Source organism: Curtobacterium sp. VKM Ac-1376 (assembly GCF_015351025.1).
In the GTDB taxonomy this organism is placed as follows: Bacteria; Actinomycetota; Actinomycetes; order Actinomycetales; family Microbacteriaceae; genus Curtobacterium.
In genome coordinates, this window is sequence record NZ_JADKRV010000020.1 from 1 (window position 1) to 15,049 (window position 15,049).

Here is a 15,049-nt window from a genome sequence, read left to right on the forward strand (position 1 = left end):
AAGAACAGCCACCCCTGGAACCGCAGGAACGTCTTCATCGCGCCGCTCTTCACGGCGGCGGCGTCCTCCGGGATGAATCGGAGGGTGTCGGGGGCGATGTCCGGGTCCTTACCGACGGTGTTCGGGTTGCCGTGGTGCCGGGTGTGCTTGTTCATCCACCACGAGTAGCTGAGCCCGACGAGGAACGTGCCGAGCCAGCGGCCGGCGTGGTCGTTCCACTTCTGCGACGCGAAGACCTGGCGGTGCGCAGCCTCGTGCGACAGGAACGCGAACTGGGTGAACAGCACCCCGAGCGCACCGGCGACGATGAGCTGGAACCACGAGTCACCGAGGAACGCGAACACGACCCAGGCGAGGGCGAGCGTGCCGACGAGGCTGCCGAACAGTGCCCAGTAGAAACCGGTACGACGGCGCAGGAGGCCGTTGTCCTTCACCTGCGCGAGGAGCGCGGAGTAGGTCGAGGTGCCCTTGCGGGCCCCCGTGCCGGGACGAGTGCGGGTGTATCCCGCTGCGAGCGGAGTGGTGGTCACGAAGACCGCCTTCCGGTACGGATCGGTCCTTCAACCGGTTCGAGGGAGTTCACGCGAGTGCGCTTGGCACCGACCCTAAGTGCCGAAGTTGCGTGTTGACCGAGGTGTCCGGAACACGACAGCTGCCCCTCAGCGTCACACCGCGCGACGCTCGGGACCGTCTGCGCACCGGCCGGACGAGGCGCGCAACGTCTGCCCCGGGTACTCTCCGAAACGCCGGAAGTACGTGCCGGAGAACCGGCCGAGGTGACGGAACCCCCACTCCACCGCGACCTCGCTGACACTCGTCTCGTGACGGTTTCCGGACTGCAGCGCGGCGTGCACGCGGTCCAGCCGCATCCGCTGCAGGAACGTCATCGGCGAGACACCGTGTTCGCGCATGAACGACGTCTGCAGCGTCCGCGGGCTCACGCCGACGGCGTCGCAGATGTCGGCGAGGCACAGGACCTGACCGCAGTGGCCGTCGAGGTACGCCTCGGCGAGCTCGACCGTGGACGGTGCGACGGACCGCAGGGCGACGTCGGCGTCCCTGGCACCGAAGGCACCGAGGACGGCCTCCACGAGCGCCACCTGGGCACCGGCCCTGGCCTCACGGGTCGCGCCGTCCCGGGTCACCGTCACCGCGACCGCCTCGACGCTCCTGCGCAGGACCTCGAGGGCTTCGCGGTCGGGCTCGGCGCCGCGCACCGGCAGCACCGGTGCGGTGCCGCGCAGTCGCTCGGACACCCGGTCGACGAGCACGCGGTCGATGCTGACCAGCTGCAGGGTGCCCTTCGGCGCGTGCACGGAGAACGTCCCCACGGTCGGCATGAGGACCGGTGCCGCGGGGCGGCTCTCGAGCACGACCGCGCCGTCGAGCGCGATCCGCACGCCACCGGTGCTCGACCAGCCGACGATGACCCGGTCGGCGGATTCGAACACGCCGGAGAAGCCTGACGTCACGGCCACCGTGACCAGGCTGACGTGCCCGTCCCGCCGCGTCCGGTAGCGGAACCGGAACGGGAGCCGGAAGCGGTCGTCCTCGGTGTCGAAGACCACGTCGCGGCCGTGACCGGCCCGCGCCAGGACCCCTGCGGCGAAGACCGGGTCGGTGCCGGAGCGCTCGGTCCGACGGCGCCGACCGTCGATCCGGGCGGTGACGGTCCGTGCGTCCTCGGTTCCGTGGACCGCGGTCAGCACGGCGCCTCCTCCGGGTACTGGCCGCAGCAGTCCTCGAAGTAGGCGTGGGCGTCCTGCAGCGTCGCGGTGCGCTCGTGCTGGTGGAGCGATGCCATGAGCGTGCACTCGAAGCCGTCGGCCGTGCGCTCGATGAAGCCGAGCAGCATGTCCGGGTCGTCCCACGCGGCAGCGGCGTCGACGACGCGCCAGCACCCTGCGTCGACGGGCTGGACCCGGACGTCGGTCGGGTCCGTCGCCCCGAGGGCCCGGATCCGGTCGCTGTGGACGATCTGCCGCCACGCGGTCGTGTCGTTCGTCATGGTCGCGGTTCCCCGTACGTGTCCCATCGCGCCTCCCTGTTGGTCCGATGTGGCGCACTGCCTGAACCAGCAGTGCACGAGACACTTTCAGTATGCGCAGGACAGTTTGCGTCGAGGCAGGGGTTGACTTCGGGATGCGCTGGGTGGATCATCCGATCCGGTCGATCCCCGGTGGATGGGAGCGTGTGCGCCGCAGGTGTCGTACGGTCGGTGCATGAGCGTCGAGAGCCCCGCGATCGACCACGGACCACAGCGGCTCTCACGCTCGGTCCGTGATGCGCTCCGGTTCCTGCACGAGCGTGCGGCGACGCACATCACCGTCGCGGATGTGGCTGCTGCGGTCCACCTGTCCCCGCGGAGTCTGCAGAAGCGTTTCCAGTCCGAGCTCGGGCAGCCCCCCGGGATGTACCTGCGTGCGGTCCGGCTCGAGGGCGTTCGCCGGGACCTGCAGGCGTCGTCGGACGGACGGGACCGCAGCACCGTGGCCGAGATCGCGGAGCGCTGGCAGTTCAGCAATGCCGGCCGGATGGCAGCGGCGTTCCGCGCGGCCTACGGGATCGCACCGTCGTCGGCCCTGCGCTCCTTCGTCCCCGAGGACGACGAGGACCGGGCGGCGACCCTGTCGGACGCGGACCAGCGGCGGTTCCGCCTGGTGCTGGACTGCGAGGTCGACGTCGACGACCCGAAGTCGGTGCTCGCGGGAGCACTCCAGCGCGCTGGTGCCGGCCCATGGCGCGACTACCGACCGGACGGCGGCAGCGAGGACCTCATCGCCTTCCTCCTGGGCAACGCCGTGCGCACCATCGTCCGCGAGACCACGGGAGTCAGCCTCGTCGCGATGGACACCTTGCTCCGGGTGCAGGACCACCAGGGGTCGTACCCGGCGGCGGAGCTGCCGGCCTGGCGGGCCGGGCCTCCCGGACGCTCGAGCGGGACCGACGGCGTAGGATCGAACACCGGCAGGGAAGGCGCCCATGGATGACGCATACGAGCGTGCACTCCGCGCGCTCCGGTCGGCCGAGATGGCCGATGACGAGCTCAGTCGCCCCTTCGCGCTCGCGCTCCCGTTGGGCGGTGTCTCGCTCTCGACCTTCGGCCCGCTCTGCCCCAGCGAGACGGTCTCCGCGACGGACGACGTCGCGTACCGCGTGGACGAGATCCAGTTCGACCTGTCCGAGGGGCCGTGCTGGGCGGCCCTGTCCGCCGACGCCCCCGTCCTCGAGCCGGACATCATCGGACGTCCCAACGCTGCCTGGCCCGCGTTCAACGACGCCGTCCGTGACCAGCCCGTCGGCGCGGTGTTCGCGTTCCCCGTGGCGTTCGGCCCCTTTCCGCTCGGGGCCGTCGATCTGTACGTCCCGCAGCCGGCGGCCCTCGACGACGAGTCGGTGCAGCAGGCCATGACGCTCGCGTCCGCCGCGAGTCGCCGCGTCCTGCGCCGCGTCATCCGCACCATCGCGGACGACGACGACGCGCTCCTCGACCGCAGCCCGCTGTCGCGGCGGGTGGTGCACCAGGCGACCGGGGTCGTGCTCGCCCAGCTCGACATCAGCCCGGACGACGCCTACCTGATCCTGCAGGGCCACGCCTTCGCGCGGAGGTCCTCGATGCGGCAGGTGGCCGAAGAGATCCTCGACGGCACGGTCCGGTTCGAGAAACGGGGCGACCTGATCGAGAAGGTCCAGTGAGCAGAGCAGGCAGGGAGACGAGGATCGTCGAGACGTTCACGACCCTCACGGACACCCTGGTCGAGGGCTACGACGTCGTCGAACTCCTCCAGACGCTCGTCGAGACGTGCGCCGACGTGCTCGGCATCGACGCCGCCGGCATCCTGCTCGCGAACGACGACGGCGAGCTCGAGGTCGTGGCTTCGACCTCCGAGGCCAGCCGGCTCGTCGAGGTCCTGCAGCTCGACGCCGACGCCGGGCCGTGCATGACCTCGTTCTCCACCGGACGTTCCGTCTCCTGCCCGGACATCACCGACGCGCCGACCGAGTGGGCGGTGTTCCGGGCCGGGGCGCTGGGCCTCGGATTCCGCGCCGTGCACGCCGTGCCGCTGCGGTTGCGGTCGGACGTCATCGGGGCGCTCAACCTGTTCGGCGCCTCGGCGGGAGCCCTCGCCGACGACGACCTCCGCATCGCCCGGGCCCTCGCCGACGTGGCGACGATCGGCATCCTGCACGAGCGCACGCTGCGCGAGCAGGACGTGGTCCGCGCCCAGCTCAAGCGCGCGATCGGCTCGCGTGAGGTCATCGAGCAGGCGAAGGGCGTCGTGTCGTACCTCCGCGGTGTCTCCATCGAGGACGCCTTCGCTGTGATGCGCGGGTACGCGCTCGAGCACCACGAGCCGCTCTCCGAGGTGGCCCGCGCGATCGTGCAGCGCCGACTCGTCCCCTGACGAGCGGCCCGACGAGTCGCCCGGGCGCCCATCCCGCCCACTACGGTGAGCGGATGGCCAAGGTCACGCTGCAGGACGTCGCCGCGCACGCCGGCGTGTCGATGAAGACCGTGTCCAACGTCGTCCGCGGGTACCGGCACGTCAGTGCCCCGATGCGGATCCGGGTGCAGGCCGCGATCGACGAACTCGGCTACCGGCCGAACGTCTCGGGCCGGTCGCTCGCCACCGGCCGGTCGAACATGCTCGCGTTCGCGTTCCCGGACCTGCGACGGCCGTACTTCGCCGAGCTCGCGCACGTGTTCTCACGGGTCTGCGCCGACCGCGGCTACCAGCTGCTGCTCGAGGAGACCGGCGGCGATCCGGACGGCGAGCGCTCGGCGGTGCGGGGCCGTGAAGCCGGTGTGGTCGACGGCGTCGTCATCCACCCGCAGGTGCTCACGCCCGAGGCGATCGACCGGATCCGCGGCGACACCGCCGTGGTGTTCCTCGGCGAGGACGTCCGGCCGCCACACGCCGATCAGGTGGTCATCGACAACGCCGGCGCCGCGGCGGAGGCCGTCGCCCACCTCGTCGCGCTCGGACGCCGGCGGATCGGGTTCTTCGGCCACGAGACCGGCCGGTGGTCGCGCACGTCGGACCTGCGGATCGAGGGGTACCGCACGGGGCTCGCCGCCGCCGGCCTGCCCGTCGACGACACGCTCCTCGTCCCCCGCGCCGTCGGGGACGCCGCCGGAGCCGAGGTCGCCTTCGGTGCTGCGCTCGACGCCGGGCTGCGGCTCGATGCCCTGCTCTGCCGTGACGACCTCGCCGCTGTCGGAGTCCTCCGTGCCATGCGGCTGCGTGGCCTCGATGCACCCCGCGACGTCGCGGTCGTCGGCTGGGACGCCGTCGGGCTCGGCTCGAGCCTGGTGCCGAGCCTGACGTCGGTCGCCCCCGACACCGTCGCCCTCGCCGACACCGCACTCGACCTGCTCGTGGAGCGCATGGACGGAGCGGACGTGCCCGGCCGCCTGGTCACCGTCGGGCACCGCCTGCTGGTCGGCGAGAGCGCGCCGTTCGCGGACGGCAGCGCCGACCGGGTGGCGCACCAGGACGCCTGACGGCTGGGGACGGGACGGACGGGAGGCCCGTGGCGGCGCCGCCACGGGCCTCCCGTCCGCCCCGTCGTCAGCCGCAGGGCGCGTGGTGGCACCAGCAGTGCGGCCCGGTCAGCGCTCCCCCGGGTGCACGCTGCCGAGCAGTTCGACGACGACGTCCCGCAGGGCGTCGGGCAGGCCGACCGTGCCGAGCTCGACGATGCGGTCCGCGCGGGGCAGGTCCTTCGCGATGACCTCCCACGCCTCGAGCTTCTCCGGGTTGCCGGCCTGGGCGCCCTCGAGGGCACGCCGGACGGCGTCCCGCGCGTCGATGCCGACGACCGGTGGACCCGTCAGCGTCAGCACGCCGCCCGACGCGGTGTCGACCGACAGGTCGACGGAGAACCGGTCCTCCGTGCCGGCTGATGTCGGCTGCCCGTCGGCCGGGGCGGCGAGGAACGTGATCCGCCAGTCCCGGTGGGCGGGGACGACGTCCGTGGCGCCGGTGGTGGCGTGCACGCGGAACTCGGCGCGCTCGGGGTCCCACGTGAGCCGCGTGTCGGCGGTCCGGCCGCCCTCGCCCTCGCGGTCCTCGACCAGGGTGAACTCCCCCGCTGCGCCGGGTGCCACCAGGACCTCGAAGGCCGTCGGGTTCGCGGTGGCGTCGAGCTGGTCCTCGGCAGCCAACGGGAGCAGTCCGCCCGCGCGGAGCAGGACGGGTACGGTGTCGAGGGTGCGGTACAGGTCGACGAAGCGGTCACCGGCGTAGACCGTGCCGGTGAACACGTCGGTCCACGTGCCCGGCGGCAGCCACGCCCTTGCCACCCCGTGCAGGCTCACCGGGTCGCGCGGTGTGACGATCGGTGCGACGAGCAGCTCCGACCCGAAGGCGTAGGTGTTCGGCACCCGGTACGCCTCGTCCCGGCGCGGTTCGAGGTGGTACAGCGGGCGGACGAGCGCGGTCCCCTCGGCGGTGCGGTGGTTCATGGTGTGCAGGTACGGCACCAGGCGGTGCCGGAAGCGGAGGGCGTCGCCCATCGCCGCGCGGGCCTCGGCCGGGAACACCCACGGCTCCTTGCGGATGAACGGGTTGTTCGCCGAGTGCAGACGCATGATCGGCGAGAACACCCCGAACTGCACCCAGCGGGTGGCGAGCTCGTCGTCGCGGATGCCGCGCGTGTGCCCGCCGATGTCGTGGCTCCACCACGGGTAGCCGATGTTCGCGGCGGTGGCGGTGAACTCGGGCTGGAACGCCAGGGACGCCCACGAGACGACGGCGTCGCCGGAGAAGCCGACGGCGTACCGGTGACTGCCCGGTCCGGCGTAGCGCGAGAACGTCATGCCGTCGACGGGCCCGTCGGCGGCGGTACCGGTACCAGTGCCGACGTCCGCATCGGCGGCCTTCGATGATGTGTGTCGCGCCGACTCGAGCAGGTGGAAGTGGTTGAGCAGCCAGAGCGGGTCGACGCCGGGCAGCCCGGTCTCGCGGCCCTGCTGCCAGTCGATCCACCAGAAGTCGACGCCCTGTTCCTCGAGCGGCCGGTGCAGCTGCTCGAAGTACGCCTGCAGGAACCGGCGGTCCGTGGGGTCGAACGGGATCGGCCGCTCGCTCTCCGGGTCGATGCCCATCGCCCGCGCCACGGCGGGGTAGGCGTCCTCGAAGGCACGGACACCATCGGCAGGGTGCAGGTTCAGCGTCGTGCGCATCCCGCGTCGGTGCAGCTCGGCGAGGAACGCCGACGGGTCCGGGAACAGCGACGGCTCCCAGGAGTAGCCGGTCCAGCCGTTGCCGAAGCGCGGCGGCACGGAGTCCACCCGGTGCCAGTCCATGTCGATGACCGCCACCGAGAACGGCAGCCGTTCGTCGGCGAAGCGGTCCAGCAGCTCGAGGTACGACGTGTCGCTGTACGGGTGGTAGCGGCTCCACCAGTTGCCGAGCGCCCAGCGCGGCATCCGCGACGGGGCTCCGGCGACGGCGTGGTAGGTCCGGAGTGCGGCGGCGTAGTCGCGGCCGTACGCGAACACCGTGACGTCGCGCCGACCGGGGGCCCTGGTGCCGATCCAGCCGTCGTCCGCGAACAGGAACGACTCGCTGTCGTCGAGCGCCGTGATGCCGTCCCGCGCCAGGATGCCCGGTTCGAGCGGCATCCGGCCGTCGACGTCGTCGAGTGTCCGGCCGGTCCCGCCGAGGTCGCGCGGTTCCTGGCCCCAGCGCCACCGGTTGGCGTCCGGGCCGGTGGTCTCGACGACGAGGCCGCTCGGGCTGAACGGGCGGCCGTCGTAGCGCAGGCGGGCACGCTCGGTGGTGATGACGACGCCGGTGCCGGTACCGTCGCTGCCGGTGGGTCCGCCGGTCCGTTCTGCGGTGAACGTCGGCACGGGCAGCCGGCGACGGATCGCGAAGGTCGAGGCGCGGTCCTCGAACGCGCCGTCGTCGCTCCACTCGACGCGGAACGCGCCCGCGTCGAGGACCGTGACGCGCCAGTGGTCGCCCGAGACGACGGCCGCGGGGTCTGCGACCGGGTCCGCCCCCGGGAACGGGCGGATGGTGGGAAGGGCAGTGGTGCTGGTCGTGCTCACGTGGTTGCCTCTCAGCTCTTGACCGCGCCCTGCGTCACACCGCTGATGACCCAGCGCTGCGCGAACAGGTAGACGATGATCGTCGGTGCCATCGCCATGAGGTACGAGGCGAAGGCGACGTTGTAGTTGGTGCCGAACTGACTCTGGAAGATGTTCTGCACCACGGGCAGGGTCTGCAGTCCCGGGTCCGCAGTGATGAGCGAGGGCATCATGAAGTCGTTCCACGACGCCAGGAACGCGAAGATGCCGACGGTCGCGTTCATCGGGCCGAGCAGGGGCAGGATGATCCGCCAGAAGATCTGCCACGTCGACGCCCCGTCGATGCGGGCGCTCTCCTCGAGCTCCACCGGGATGGACCGCAGGTACGCCGAGTACAGCAGCACGCTGAACGACAGTTGGAACATGGCGTGGAGGATCCCGACGCCGATCGGGTTGTCGAGCCCCATCTCGGCGGTCAGTTTGATCTGCGGCAGCGCCACCACGGGGAACGGCAGGAACATCGCCGCGAGCAGGTACACGAACGAGTACCGGAAGAACCGCTTGTGCCAGTTCCGGACGATCGCGTACGAGGCGAACGAGCTGAGCAGCAACGTCGCGACGACGGTGAGCGCCGCGACGCCGAGCGACACCGAGAACGAGACCGGGAACCGGGTGAGCTGCCAGGCCTCGGCGAACGAACCCGGGTTGAGCGGGAACGGCAGCGAGAGCGCGTTGCCGTCGACGGACTGCTCGGTCGTCTTGAACGCCATCGAGAGGGTCACGTACAGCGGGATCAGCACGGTCAGCGACGCGAGGCCGAGGACGACGGTGAGGGGCCAGTTCGTGCCGCCGAGGCGACGGCGGCGGCTGCGTCCGGATCGGCCGGGGCCGCCGGTGGTCAGGGCGCGGGTGTCGGTCGGGGGTCGTGTGTCGATGGCGGTCATGCGAGTCGCAGGTTCCTTCCGCGGGTCGCCGCGAGCTGCAGCACGGAGATGAGGACGGTGATGATGAAGAAGACGGTCGCGTTCGCCATCTGGTAGGCGTAGTCGCCGCCGGTGAAGCCGCCGAAGATGGTCATCGCGACGCTGCTCGTCGCACTCCCCGGGCCGCCGTTGGTCAGCCCGACGATGACGTCGTACGCGCCGAGGTAGCCCTTCACGCCGAGCACCGTGTTGATGACGATGAAGCCTCCGAGCAGCGGGAGCGTGATCGCTCGCAGCTGCTTCCAGCCGGTCGCGCCGTCGAGGGAGCTGGCTTCGTAGAGCTCCTCGGGGATCGAGGTGAGGCCGGCCGTGTAGATGAGCAGCGCGCCGGGCACCGTCTGCCAGGCGGACACGATGACGATCGCGAGCCACGCCAGGTTCGGGTCGCCGAGGATGCTCTGCTCGAGCGGCCCGAACCCGATGCTCGTGGCCATGGCCGGCACCGTGTTCGCGAACAGGAAGTTGAACACGTAGGCGACGACGATCCCCGAGATCACCATCGGGATCACGAAGATCGAGCGCAGACCTGCGGCGAACCGGATCCGCTTCGCCAGCGCGATCGCGAGTGTCAGGGCGATGACCTGCGTCACGATCACCGTCACCACCGCGAAGCCGAGCGTGAACCCGTACGAGGCCAGGATCGCCGGGTCGGAGACGAGCGCCCGGTAGTTCTCGAGGCCCAGGAAGTCCCACTGCCCGAAGCCGAGGTAGTCGGTGAAGCTGTAGAAGACACCGACGCAGGCCGGGGCGACGACGAACGCCGTGAACAGCACGAGGGCCGGCACGAGGAACAGGTAGTACATGCCCTCGGTGCGGCTGAGCGAGCCGACAGCGCGAGAGCCCGGACGGCGGTGGGTGCGGGAGGCCGCGGTCACGGGCCCGGACGTCGCCGGGTCGGTGTCGCGGGAGAGCGGGGTCTGCATGGTCATGGGAGCTCCTGTGTCCTGGTCCGGCTCAGACCGTCGCCGAACGGCCGGCGAGACGCCGCCAGTCCGAGTCGAGCCGCTGCAGCATCGAGGTGAAGTCTCCACTCCGGATCGCCGACTGCAGGTAGTTCCCGAGCGGGATCGACGTGGGGATGAAGGTGCCGGCGCCCTGGTAGAACGCGGCGTCGTCGACGTACTGCTGCAGCCCGGCGAGGCGCTCGTCCTGCTGCGGCGGCGCGTCCTTCGTGGGTGAGTACGCCAGGTTGTCGCGGTTGTACGCGTCGATGACGTCGGGCTGCATGAGGAACTCGACGAGCTCCTTCGCCTCGTCCGGGTGCTCCGATGCGGTCGGGATCCAGAGACCGAGGTCGATGTTGACGCGCGCCTTCCGGTCCGCCGGGTCGTTCGACACCGGCAGCGCGAACGTGCCGACGGGCAGCTTCTCGTCGATGAGGGCGATCTGCCCGAGCGCCCACGGGCCCTGCAGGTACATCGCAGCCTGGCCCCTGCCGAACGCGAGGTTGCCGTCGGCGTAGGCGCGAGTGGCGTGGTCGCGGTTGAAGAACGACGAGATCGTCTTCGCGCGCTCCATCGGCACTGCGAAGTCCTTCTCGAAGGACACCTCGGAGTCGGGGCCGACGTCGGTGCCGAGGGCCTTCATCTTCCGGAAGAACGCGCCGGTGTCGACGAGGCTGCCGACCGAGTAGTCGAACAGGCCCTGCCAGAGCGTCCACGTGTCGCGGTCGGTGGCGTAGATCGGGGTGATGCCGGCCTTCTGCAGGGTCCGGCAGACCTCGACGAACTCGTCCCAGGTCGTCGGGACGGGCAGGTCGTGATCGGCGAAGATCCGCTTGTTGTAGATGACGCCGGCAGCCGCGAGCGAGTACGGCAGGACGCTCGTGCGGTCCTCGAACTTGGCGTACTGGTTCGTCAGGGTGTCGATGTCGGGACGGACGCGTGCTGCCGACGGAAGGTCGCTGAGGTCACTGAGGACGCCACGCGAGATGTAGCGCGCCAGCTCGAGGTTGTCGTTGAAGCAGCCGACGTCGGCCGGCTCCCCCCGCACGAACTGCGGCGCGATCGCGCCCGTCGTGTCGTGCACGACGGACAGGCGCGGGTGTCCCTGCTCGAACGTCCGGAGCAGCTTGTCGAAGTACGCGATGACCTCCTGCTTCTGCTCGTAGAAGCGGAGCGTCGTGGCACCGCTCGCGGCACCACCGGGCGTCGCACACCCGGCGAGCGCCATCGTGCCGAGTGCGATGCCACCGGCCGCACCGGCGAGGAACCCCCGCCGACTCACCGCTGCCTGGAGTGTTGCGGTCCTGCTTCCCACCATCGGGTCTCTCCCTCGTCGCGCATCGTCGCGCAGGCTCCTGTTTACAGCGCTGTAAAGCGTACGTCAACGTTGTAATCGCGCGTGGCGGTGATCGCAGGCCCGTCAGACGGGAGGCGCGTCGCCAGCCGGCACCGCGCCTCCCGTCCGCGCACCGTGCTCCGACCCGCACCCGGTGCGCGGTCGCGGGCCGGATGTGTGGCCGGCAACCGTGCACGAACAGCACGCAGCACGCAGCACGCAGCACGCAGCAGACAGGACGCACAGCAGCGGCACATCAACCGGGACACGGTCCGGTCCTGACAGGATCGGGGCATGGCACAGGACGAGCAGGACGTCGCGCTGCGCGTCGGACACGACGAACTCCGCATCCGCGGGGTGTACGAGACCATCAGCATCATCAACGACGTGATGGTGGCACTCTGGTTCGTCGTCGGCAGCATCCTCTTCTTCTCGGAGAGCACCACCACCACCGGGACCTGGTTGTTCCTGATCGGCAGCATCCAGCTCCTCGTCCGCCCGCTCATCCGGCTGTCCCGTCGCGTGCACCTCGGCCGGGCCGGTGGGGGCAGCCCGAACGAGACGGCCCGCGACTTCTGACCGCAAGGCGCGTCTGGTGGAACACACAGGATCGCGAGCAGGCACCATGGACTGCATGGAACGCACCACTCCACCCCTGCCCGACCCCGTCACCACGACTCCGCAGTTGCGGCGGTGGGTGTTCTGGCCCGCCGCCGTGATCGTGCTCGGGTTCGTGGCGTTCACCCTGATCTCCCCGTCCACGGCGGAGGCGATGTTCCTCGGTCTGCAGGACGGCATCGTCAGGAACTTCAGCTGGTACTACGTGCTGATCGCCGCGTTCTTCGTCGGCTTCTCACTGTTCGTCGGGTTCAGCCGCTTCGGTGACATCAAGCTCGGCAAGGACCAGGACGAGCCCGAGTTCTCGACCGGGTCGTGGTTCGCACTGCTCTTCGCCGCCGGCATGGGCATCGGGCTCGTGTTCTACGGCGTCTCCGAGCCCCTCAGCCACTTCGCCTCCCCCCGCCCCGGCGTCACCGGCACCGAGAACGAGCTCGCGCAGCAGGCCCTGACCCAGACGTTCCTGCACTGGGGCCTGCACGCGTGGGCGATCTACGTCGTGCTCGGCCTCGCCCTGGCCTACGCGATCCACCGCCGGGGCCGCCCGGTGTCGATCCGCTGGGCCCTCGAACCGCTGCTCGGCAACCGCGTGCGCGGCGGCTGGGGCAACCTCATCGACGTGATCGCCCTCGTCGGCACGCTGTTCGGTGTCGCGACCTCGCTCGGCCTCGGCGTCATCCAGATCGGCGCCGGGCTCGAGAGCGCCGGCATCGCCGACAGCAGCATCGTCAGCCAGATCGCGATCATCGCGGTCATCACCGCCGTCACGATCGTCTCGCTCGTCACCGGCGTCACCAAGGGCATGAAGATCCTGTCGAACTTCAACCTGCTGCTCGCCGCAGCACTGCTGCTGTTCGTGCTCATCGTCGGTCCGACGCAGTTCCTGCTCCGTGACTTCGTGCAGTCGATCGGCTCCTACCTGCAGAACCTCGTCGGTCTGTCGTTCAACGTCACCGCGCAGCAGGGTGCAGAGGGCGTGGCCTGGCAGGGTGCCTGGACCACCTTCTACTGGGGTTGGTGGATGTCGTGGGCGCCGTTCGTCGGCGTCTTCATCGCCCGCATCTCGAAGGGGCGCACGGTCCGCCAGTTCGTGTTCGGCGTCCTCCTGGTCCCGACCGCGCTCACGTTCCTGTGGTTCGCCGTCCTCGGCGGTGCCGCCATCCACCGCGAGACCGACGGCACCGGCGGGCTGGTCGGTGCCGACGGTTCGGTCGACCTCGAGGGCTCCCTGTTCACGCTGCTCGGTGGCCTGCCCGCCGGCATGGTGCTCACCTTCGGCGCCATCCTCCTCATCGGTGTCTTCTTCGTGACGTCCTCGGACTCCGGCTCCCTCGTGATGGCCATGATCGCGTCGGGTGGGGACATCGAGCCGAAGAACTGGCTGCGGGTCTTCTTCGCCGGCGTCTCCGCCCTGCTCGCGGTGGCGCTGCTCCTGAGCGGCGGACTGAACGCGCTCAAGACGGCGGCGATCACCACCGCGCTGCCCTTCAGCGTCGTCCTGCTGCTGACGTGCTGGTCGACGATCATCGCCTTCACCCGGGAACGACGGGCCTACGACAAGGCCGAGCGCGAGGTCCTGCTCGAGCACGTCGGCGCCTACTACGGGCTCGAGGTCGAAGCGCCGGCGGAGCGAACGCCGCGGTCCGGTCTCGGCCGTCCGTGGGCCGCGGTGCGGAACCGCGTGCGCGGAGGGCGGGCAGCGGGGGCGCCGCCGGTCGACCCCGGATCGCTCGAAGACTCCGCCGTCCGGACGGAGACGATCTCGCCGGACCCCGCGGTCGACCCGACCCTCGACTCCACCCCGGCGAACGAGAGCGGCCCTCGCCGCACGGAGGACGGACCCGCCTGACGCCGCGAGGCGCGATCCACTCGGCGCGGTCCTGCGGACAACGACTCGGAGCAGGACCAGGGTTGCAGGGGTGGATCTGCTCGTGTCGTTCGCCGTCGTGCTGGTCGTCGCCGTCGCCATCTCCGCCGTGGCCGGACGAACGATCGTCTCGACCACCGTCCTGTTCCTGGTGGCGGGGTTCGTGCTGGGTTCCGGGGTGACGGACGTCATCGAGTTGGCACCGGACGATCCGATCGTGAACACGATCTCCGAGATCGCCCTCTTCACGGTGCTCTTCACGGACGGGCAGCAGATCGGGGTCCGCGACCTCCGGCGCGCATGGCGGCTCCCCCGGACGTGCGCTGCTGTTCGGGTTGCCGCTGACCCTGGCGGTCAGTGCCGTGCTCGGTGTGTGGCTCCTCGGGCTGTCCTGGCCGCAGGCGCTCCTGGTCGCAGCGGTGCTCGCGCCGACGGATCCGGTGTTCGCCTCCGCGATCGTCGGCCGCAAGGAGATCCCCGCCCGCACCAGGAGCCTGCTCAACGTCGAATCCGGCCTGAACGACGGCCTGGCACTCCCGCTCGTCCTGGTGTTCCTCGCCGTCGCTTCCGGGCAGCGGACCGACCCGTGGGCGCTCGCCGGTGAGCTCCTGCTCGGCATCGCCCTGGGAGTGGGGATCCCGGTGCTCGTGCGGCTGTTGTTCGCGTTGCCGTTCATCACCGCGACGCCGCTGTACGCGACGCTCACACCGGTCGCCGTGGGGCTGCTGACCTTCGGTCTGGCGCACCAACTCGACGGCAACCTCTACCTCGCCGCCTTCGCGTCGGGGATCACGATCGCGAGCATCGCGCCGCAGACGAGAGACGCGTTCCACGAGTTCGGCGAGCTTGTCAGCGAGCTGGTGAAGCTGCTCGCCATCCTCGTCTTCGGTGCCCTGATCAGCCCCGCGATCCTCGGCGACGTAGGGCTGCCCGGGTACCTGTTCGCGATCCTCTTGCTCGTCCTCGCGCGGCCCGTCGCCGTCGGGGTGGCGCTCCTGCGGAGTGGGTTGGACCGGTGGGAACGCCTGACGGTCGCATGGTTCGGCCCGAAGGGATTCGCCAGTGTCCTCTACGGCCTGCTGGTCCTGGACAGCGCGGTACCCGAAGCGGGCATGCTGTTCCACGTCATCGTGGTCGCGGTCGTCCTGTCGATCGTGGCGCACTCCTCCACGGACGTCCCCATCGCCGATGCCTTCGGTCGCCGCAGCGCCCGGGAGGACCGCGAGCAGCGGGCGGTTGTCGACACCGCTTGAGTCCGTG

14 protein-coding genes are annotated in these 15,049 nt (G+C 70.5%); 7 read left to right on the forward strand and 7 right to left on the reverse strand.

Annotation, left to right across the window (positions count from 1 at the left end; genetic code table 11):
- The 3 genes from ITJ56_RS15920 to ITJ56_RS15930 all read right to left on the reverse strand — a co-directional run.
- A partial coding sequence (locus ITJ56_RS15920; protein WP_194631610.1) for a fatty acid desaturase family protein occupies nt 1-530 on the reverse strand: 530 nt, incomplete at its 3' end.
- A 135-nt stretch (nt 531-665) separates the two neighbouring features.
- The gene (locus tag ITJ56_RS15925) at nt 666-1,709 is read right to left on the reverse strand and encodes a helix-turn-helix transcriptional regulator (RefSeq protein WP_194631611.1); all 1,044 of its coding nucleotides are present in this window, start codon (nt 1,707-1,709) and stop codon (nt 666-668) included.
- The gene (locus ITJ56_RS15930; protein WP_194631612.1) at nt 1,703-2,008 is read right to left on the reverse strand and encodes a hypothetical protein; all 306 of its coding nucleotides are present in this window, start codon (nt 2,006-2,008) and stop codon (nt 1,703-1,705) included. The genes ITJ56_RS15925 and ITJ56_RS15930 overlap by 7 nt, the downstream gene beginning before the upstream one ends.
- A gap of 214 nt (nt 2,009-2,222) precedes the next feature.
- On the opposite strand from ITJ56_RS15930, the gene ITJ56_RS15935 reads away from it, so the two are divergent.
- From ITJ56_RS15935 to ITJ56_RS15950, 4 genes are read left to right on the forward strand one after another with little or no spacing between them, the layout of a single operon-like run.
- Entirely contained in the window at nt 2,223-2,990 is a 768-nt protein-coding gene (locus ITJ56_RS15935; protein WP_194631613.1) for a helix-turn-helix domain-containing protein, read from the forward strand.
- Nucleotides 2,983-3,696 carry an ANTAR domain-containing protein gene (locus ITJ56_RS15940; protein WP_228518069.1) on the forward strand — a complete coding sequence of 238 codons (714 nt, stop codon included), beginning with the start codon at nt 2,983-2,985 and terminating at the stop codon, nt 3,694-3,696. Before ITJ56_RS15935 ends, ITJ56_RS15940 begins: the two co-directional genes overlap by 8 nt.
- Entirely contained in the window at nt 3,693-4,406 is a 714-nt protein-coding gene (locus tag ITJ56_RS15945) for a GAF and ANTAR domain-containing protein (RefSeq protein WP_194631614.1), read from the forward strand. Before ITJ56_RS15940 ends, ITJ56_RS15945 begins: the two co-directional genes overlap by 4 nt.
- Before the next feature lie 53 nt (nt 4,407-4,459).
- A complete protein-coding gene (locus tag ITJ56_RS15950) occupies nt 4,460-5,506 on the forward strand; it encodes a LacI family DNA-binding transcriptional regulator (protein ID WP_194631615.1) in 1,047 nt (348 codons plus the stop codon).
- 108 nt (nt 5,507-5,614) lie between these two features.
- Here the strand turns inward: ITJ56_RS15950 and ITJ56_RS15955 are convergent, their stop codons facing one another.
- Genes ITJ56_RS15955 through ITJ56_RS15970 form a run of 4 tightly spaced genes read right to left on the reverse strand, consistent with a single transcriptional unit; the run spans nt 5,615 to nt 11,286 of the window.
- Nucleotides 5,615-8,062, reverse strand: coding sequence for a TIM-barrel domain-containing protein (locus tag ITJ56_RS15955; RefSeq protein WP_194631616.1), 2,448 nt, complete (start codon nt 8,060-8,062; stop codon nt 5,615-5,617).
- An 11-nt stretch (nt 8,063-8,073) separates the two neighbouring features.
- On the reverse strand, nt 8,074-8,985 hold the full coding sequence (locus tag ITJ56_RS15960; protein WP_194631617.1) for a carbohydrate ABC transporter permease: 912 nt from the start codon (nt 8,983-8,985) through the stop codon (nt 8,074-8,076).
- Nucleotides 8,982-9,953 carry a carbohydrate ABC transporter permease gene (locus ITJ56_RS15965; RefSeq protein ID WP_194631618.1) on the reverse strand — a complete coding sequence of 324 codons (972 nt, stop codon included), beginning with the start codon at nt 9,951-9,953 and terminating at the stop codon, nt 8,982-8,984. Before ITJ56_RS15965 ends, ITJ56_RS15960 begins: the two co-directional genes overlap by 4 nt.
- Before the next feature lie 25 nt (nt 9,954-9,978).
- A complete protein-coding gene (locus tag ITJ56_RS15970) occupies nt 9,979-11,286 on the reverse strand; it encodes an ABC transporter substrate-binding protein (RefSeq protein ID WP_228518070.1) in 1,308 nt (435 codons plus the stop codon).
- A gap of 312 nt (nt 11,287-11,598) precedes the next feature.
- On the opposite strand from ITJ56_RS15970, the gene ITJ56_RS15975 reads away from it, so the two are divergent.
- The 3 genes from ITJ56_RS15975 to ITJ56_RS15985 all read left to right on the forward strand — a co-directional run bounded on the left by ITJ56_RS15975 (nt 11,599) and on the right by ITJ56_RS15985 (nt 15,042).
- Nucleotides 11,599-11,883, forward strand: coding sequence for a YrhK family protein (locus ITJ56_RS15975; RefSeq protein WP_194631619.1), 285 nt, complete (start codon nt 11,599-11,601; stop codon nt 11,881-11,883).
- 55 nt (nt 11,884-11,938) lie between these two features.
- Nucleotides 11,939-13,771, forward strand: coding sequence for a BCCT family transporter (locus ITJ56_RS15980; protein WP_228518071.1), 1,833 nt, complete (start codon nt 11,939-11,941; stop codon nt 13,769-13,771).
- Between the two features lie 353 nt (nt 13,772-14,124).
- Entirely contained in the window at nt 14,125-15,042 is a 918-nt protein-coding gene (locus ITJ56_RS15985; protein ID WP_267239051.1) for a cation:proton antiporter, read from the forward strand.
- Nucleotides 15,043-15,049 lie beyond the last annotated feature (7 nt).

Bases quoted from the DNA above. Each gene is read 5' to 3' on its own strand.
- ITJ56_RS15935 (WP_194631613.1), top strand. From the start codon at position 2,223: ATGAGCGTCGAGAGCCCCGCGATCGACCACGGACCACAGCGGCTCTCA.
- ITJ56_RS15975 (WP_194631619.1), top strand. From the start codon at position 11,599: ATGGCACAGGACGAGCAGGACGTCGCGCTGCGCGTCGGACACGACGAA.
- ITJ56_RS15940 (WP_228518069.1), top strand. From the start codon at position 2,983: ATGGATGACGCATACGAGCGTGCACTCCGCGCGCTCCGGTCGGCCGAG.
- ITJ56_RS15965 (WP_194631618.1), bottom strand. From the start codon at position 9,953: ATGACCATGCAGACCCCGCTCTCCCGCGACACCGACCCGGCGACGTCC.
- ITJ56_RS15980 (WP_228518071.1), top strand. From the start codon at position 11,939: ATGGAACGCACCACTCCACCCCTGCCCGACCCCGTCACCACGACTCCG.
- ITJ56_RS15950 (WP_194631615.1), top strand. From the start codon at position 4,460: ATGGCCAAGGTCACGCTGCAGGACGTCGCCGCGCACGCCGGCGTGTCG.
- ITJ56_RS15930 (WP_194631612.1), bottom strand. From the start codon at position 2,008: ATGACGAACGACACGACCGCGTGGCGGCAGATCGTCCACAGCGACCGG.
- ITJ56_RS15960 (WP_194631617.1), bottom strand. From the start codon at position 8,985: ATGACCGCCATCGACACACGACCCCCGACCGACACCCGCGCCCTGACC.
- ITJ56_RS15970 (WP_228518070.1), bottom strand. From the start codon at position 11,286: ATGGTGGGAAGCAGGACCGCAACACTCCAGGCAGCGGTGAGTCGGCGG.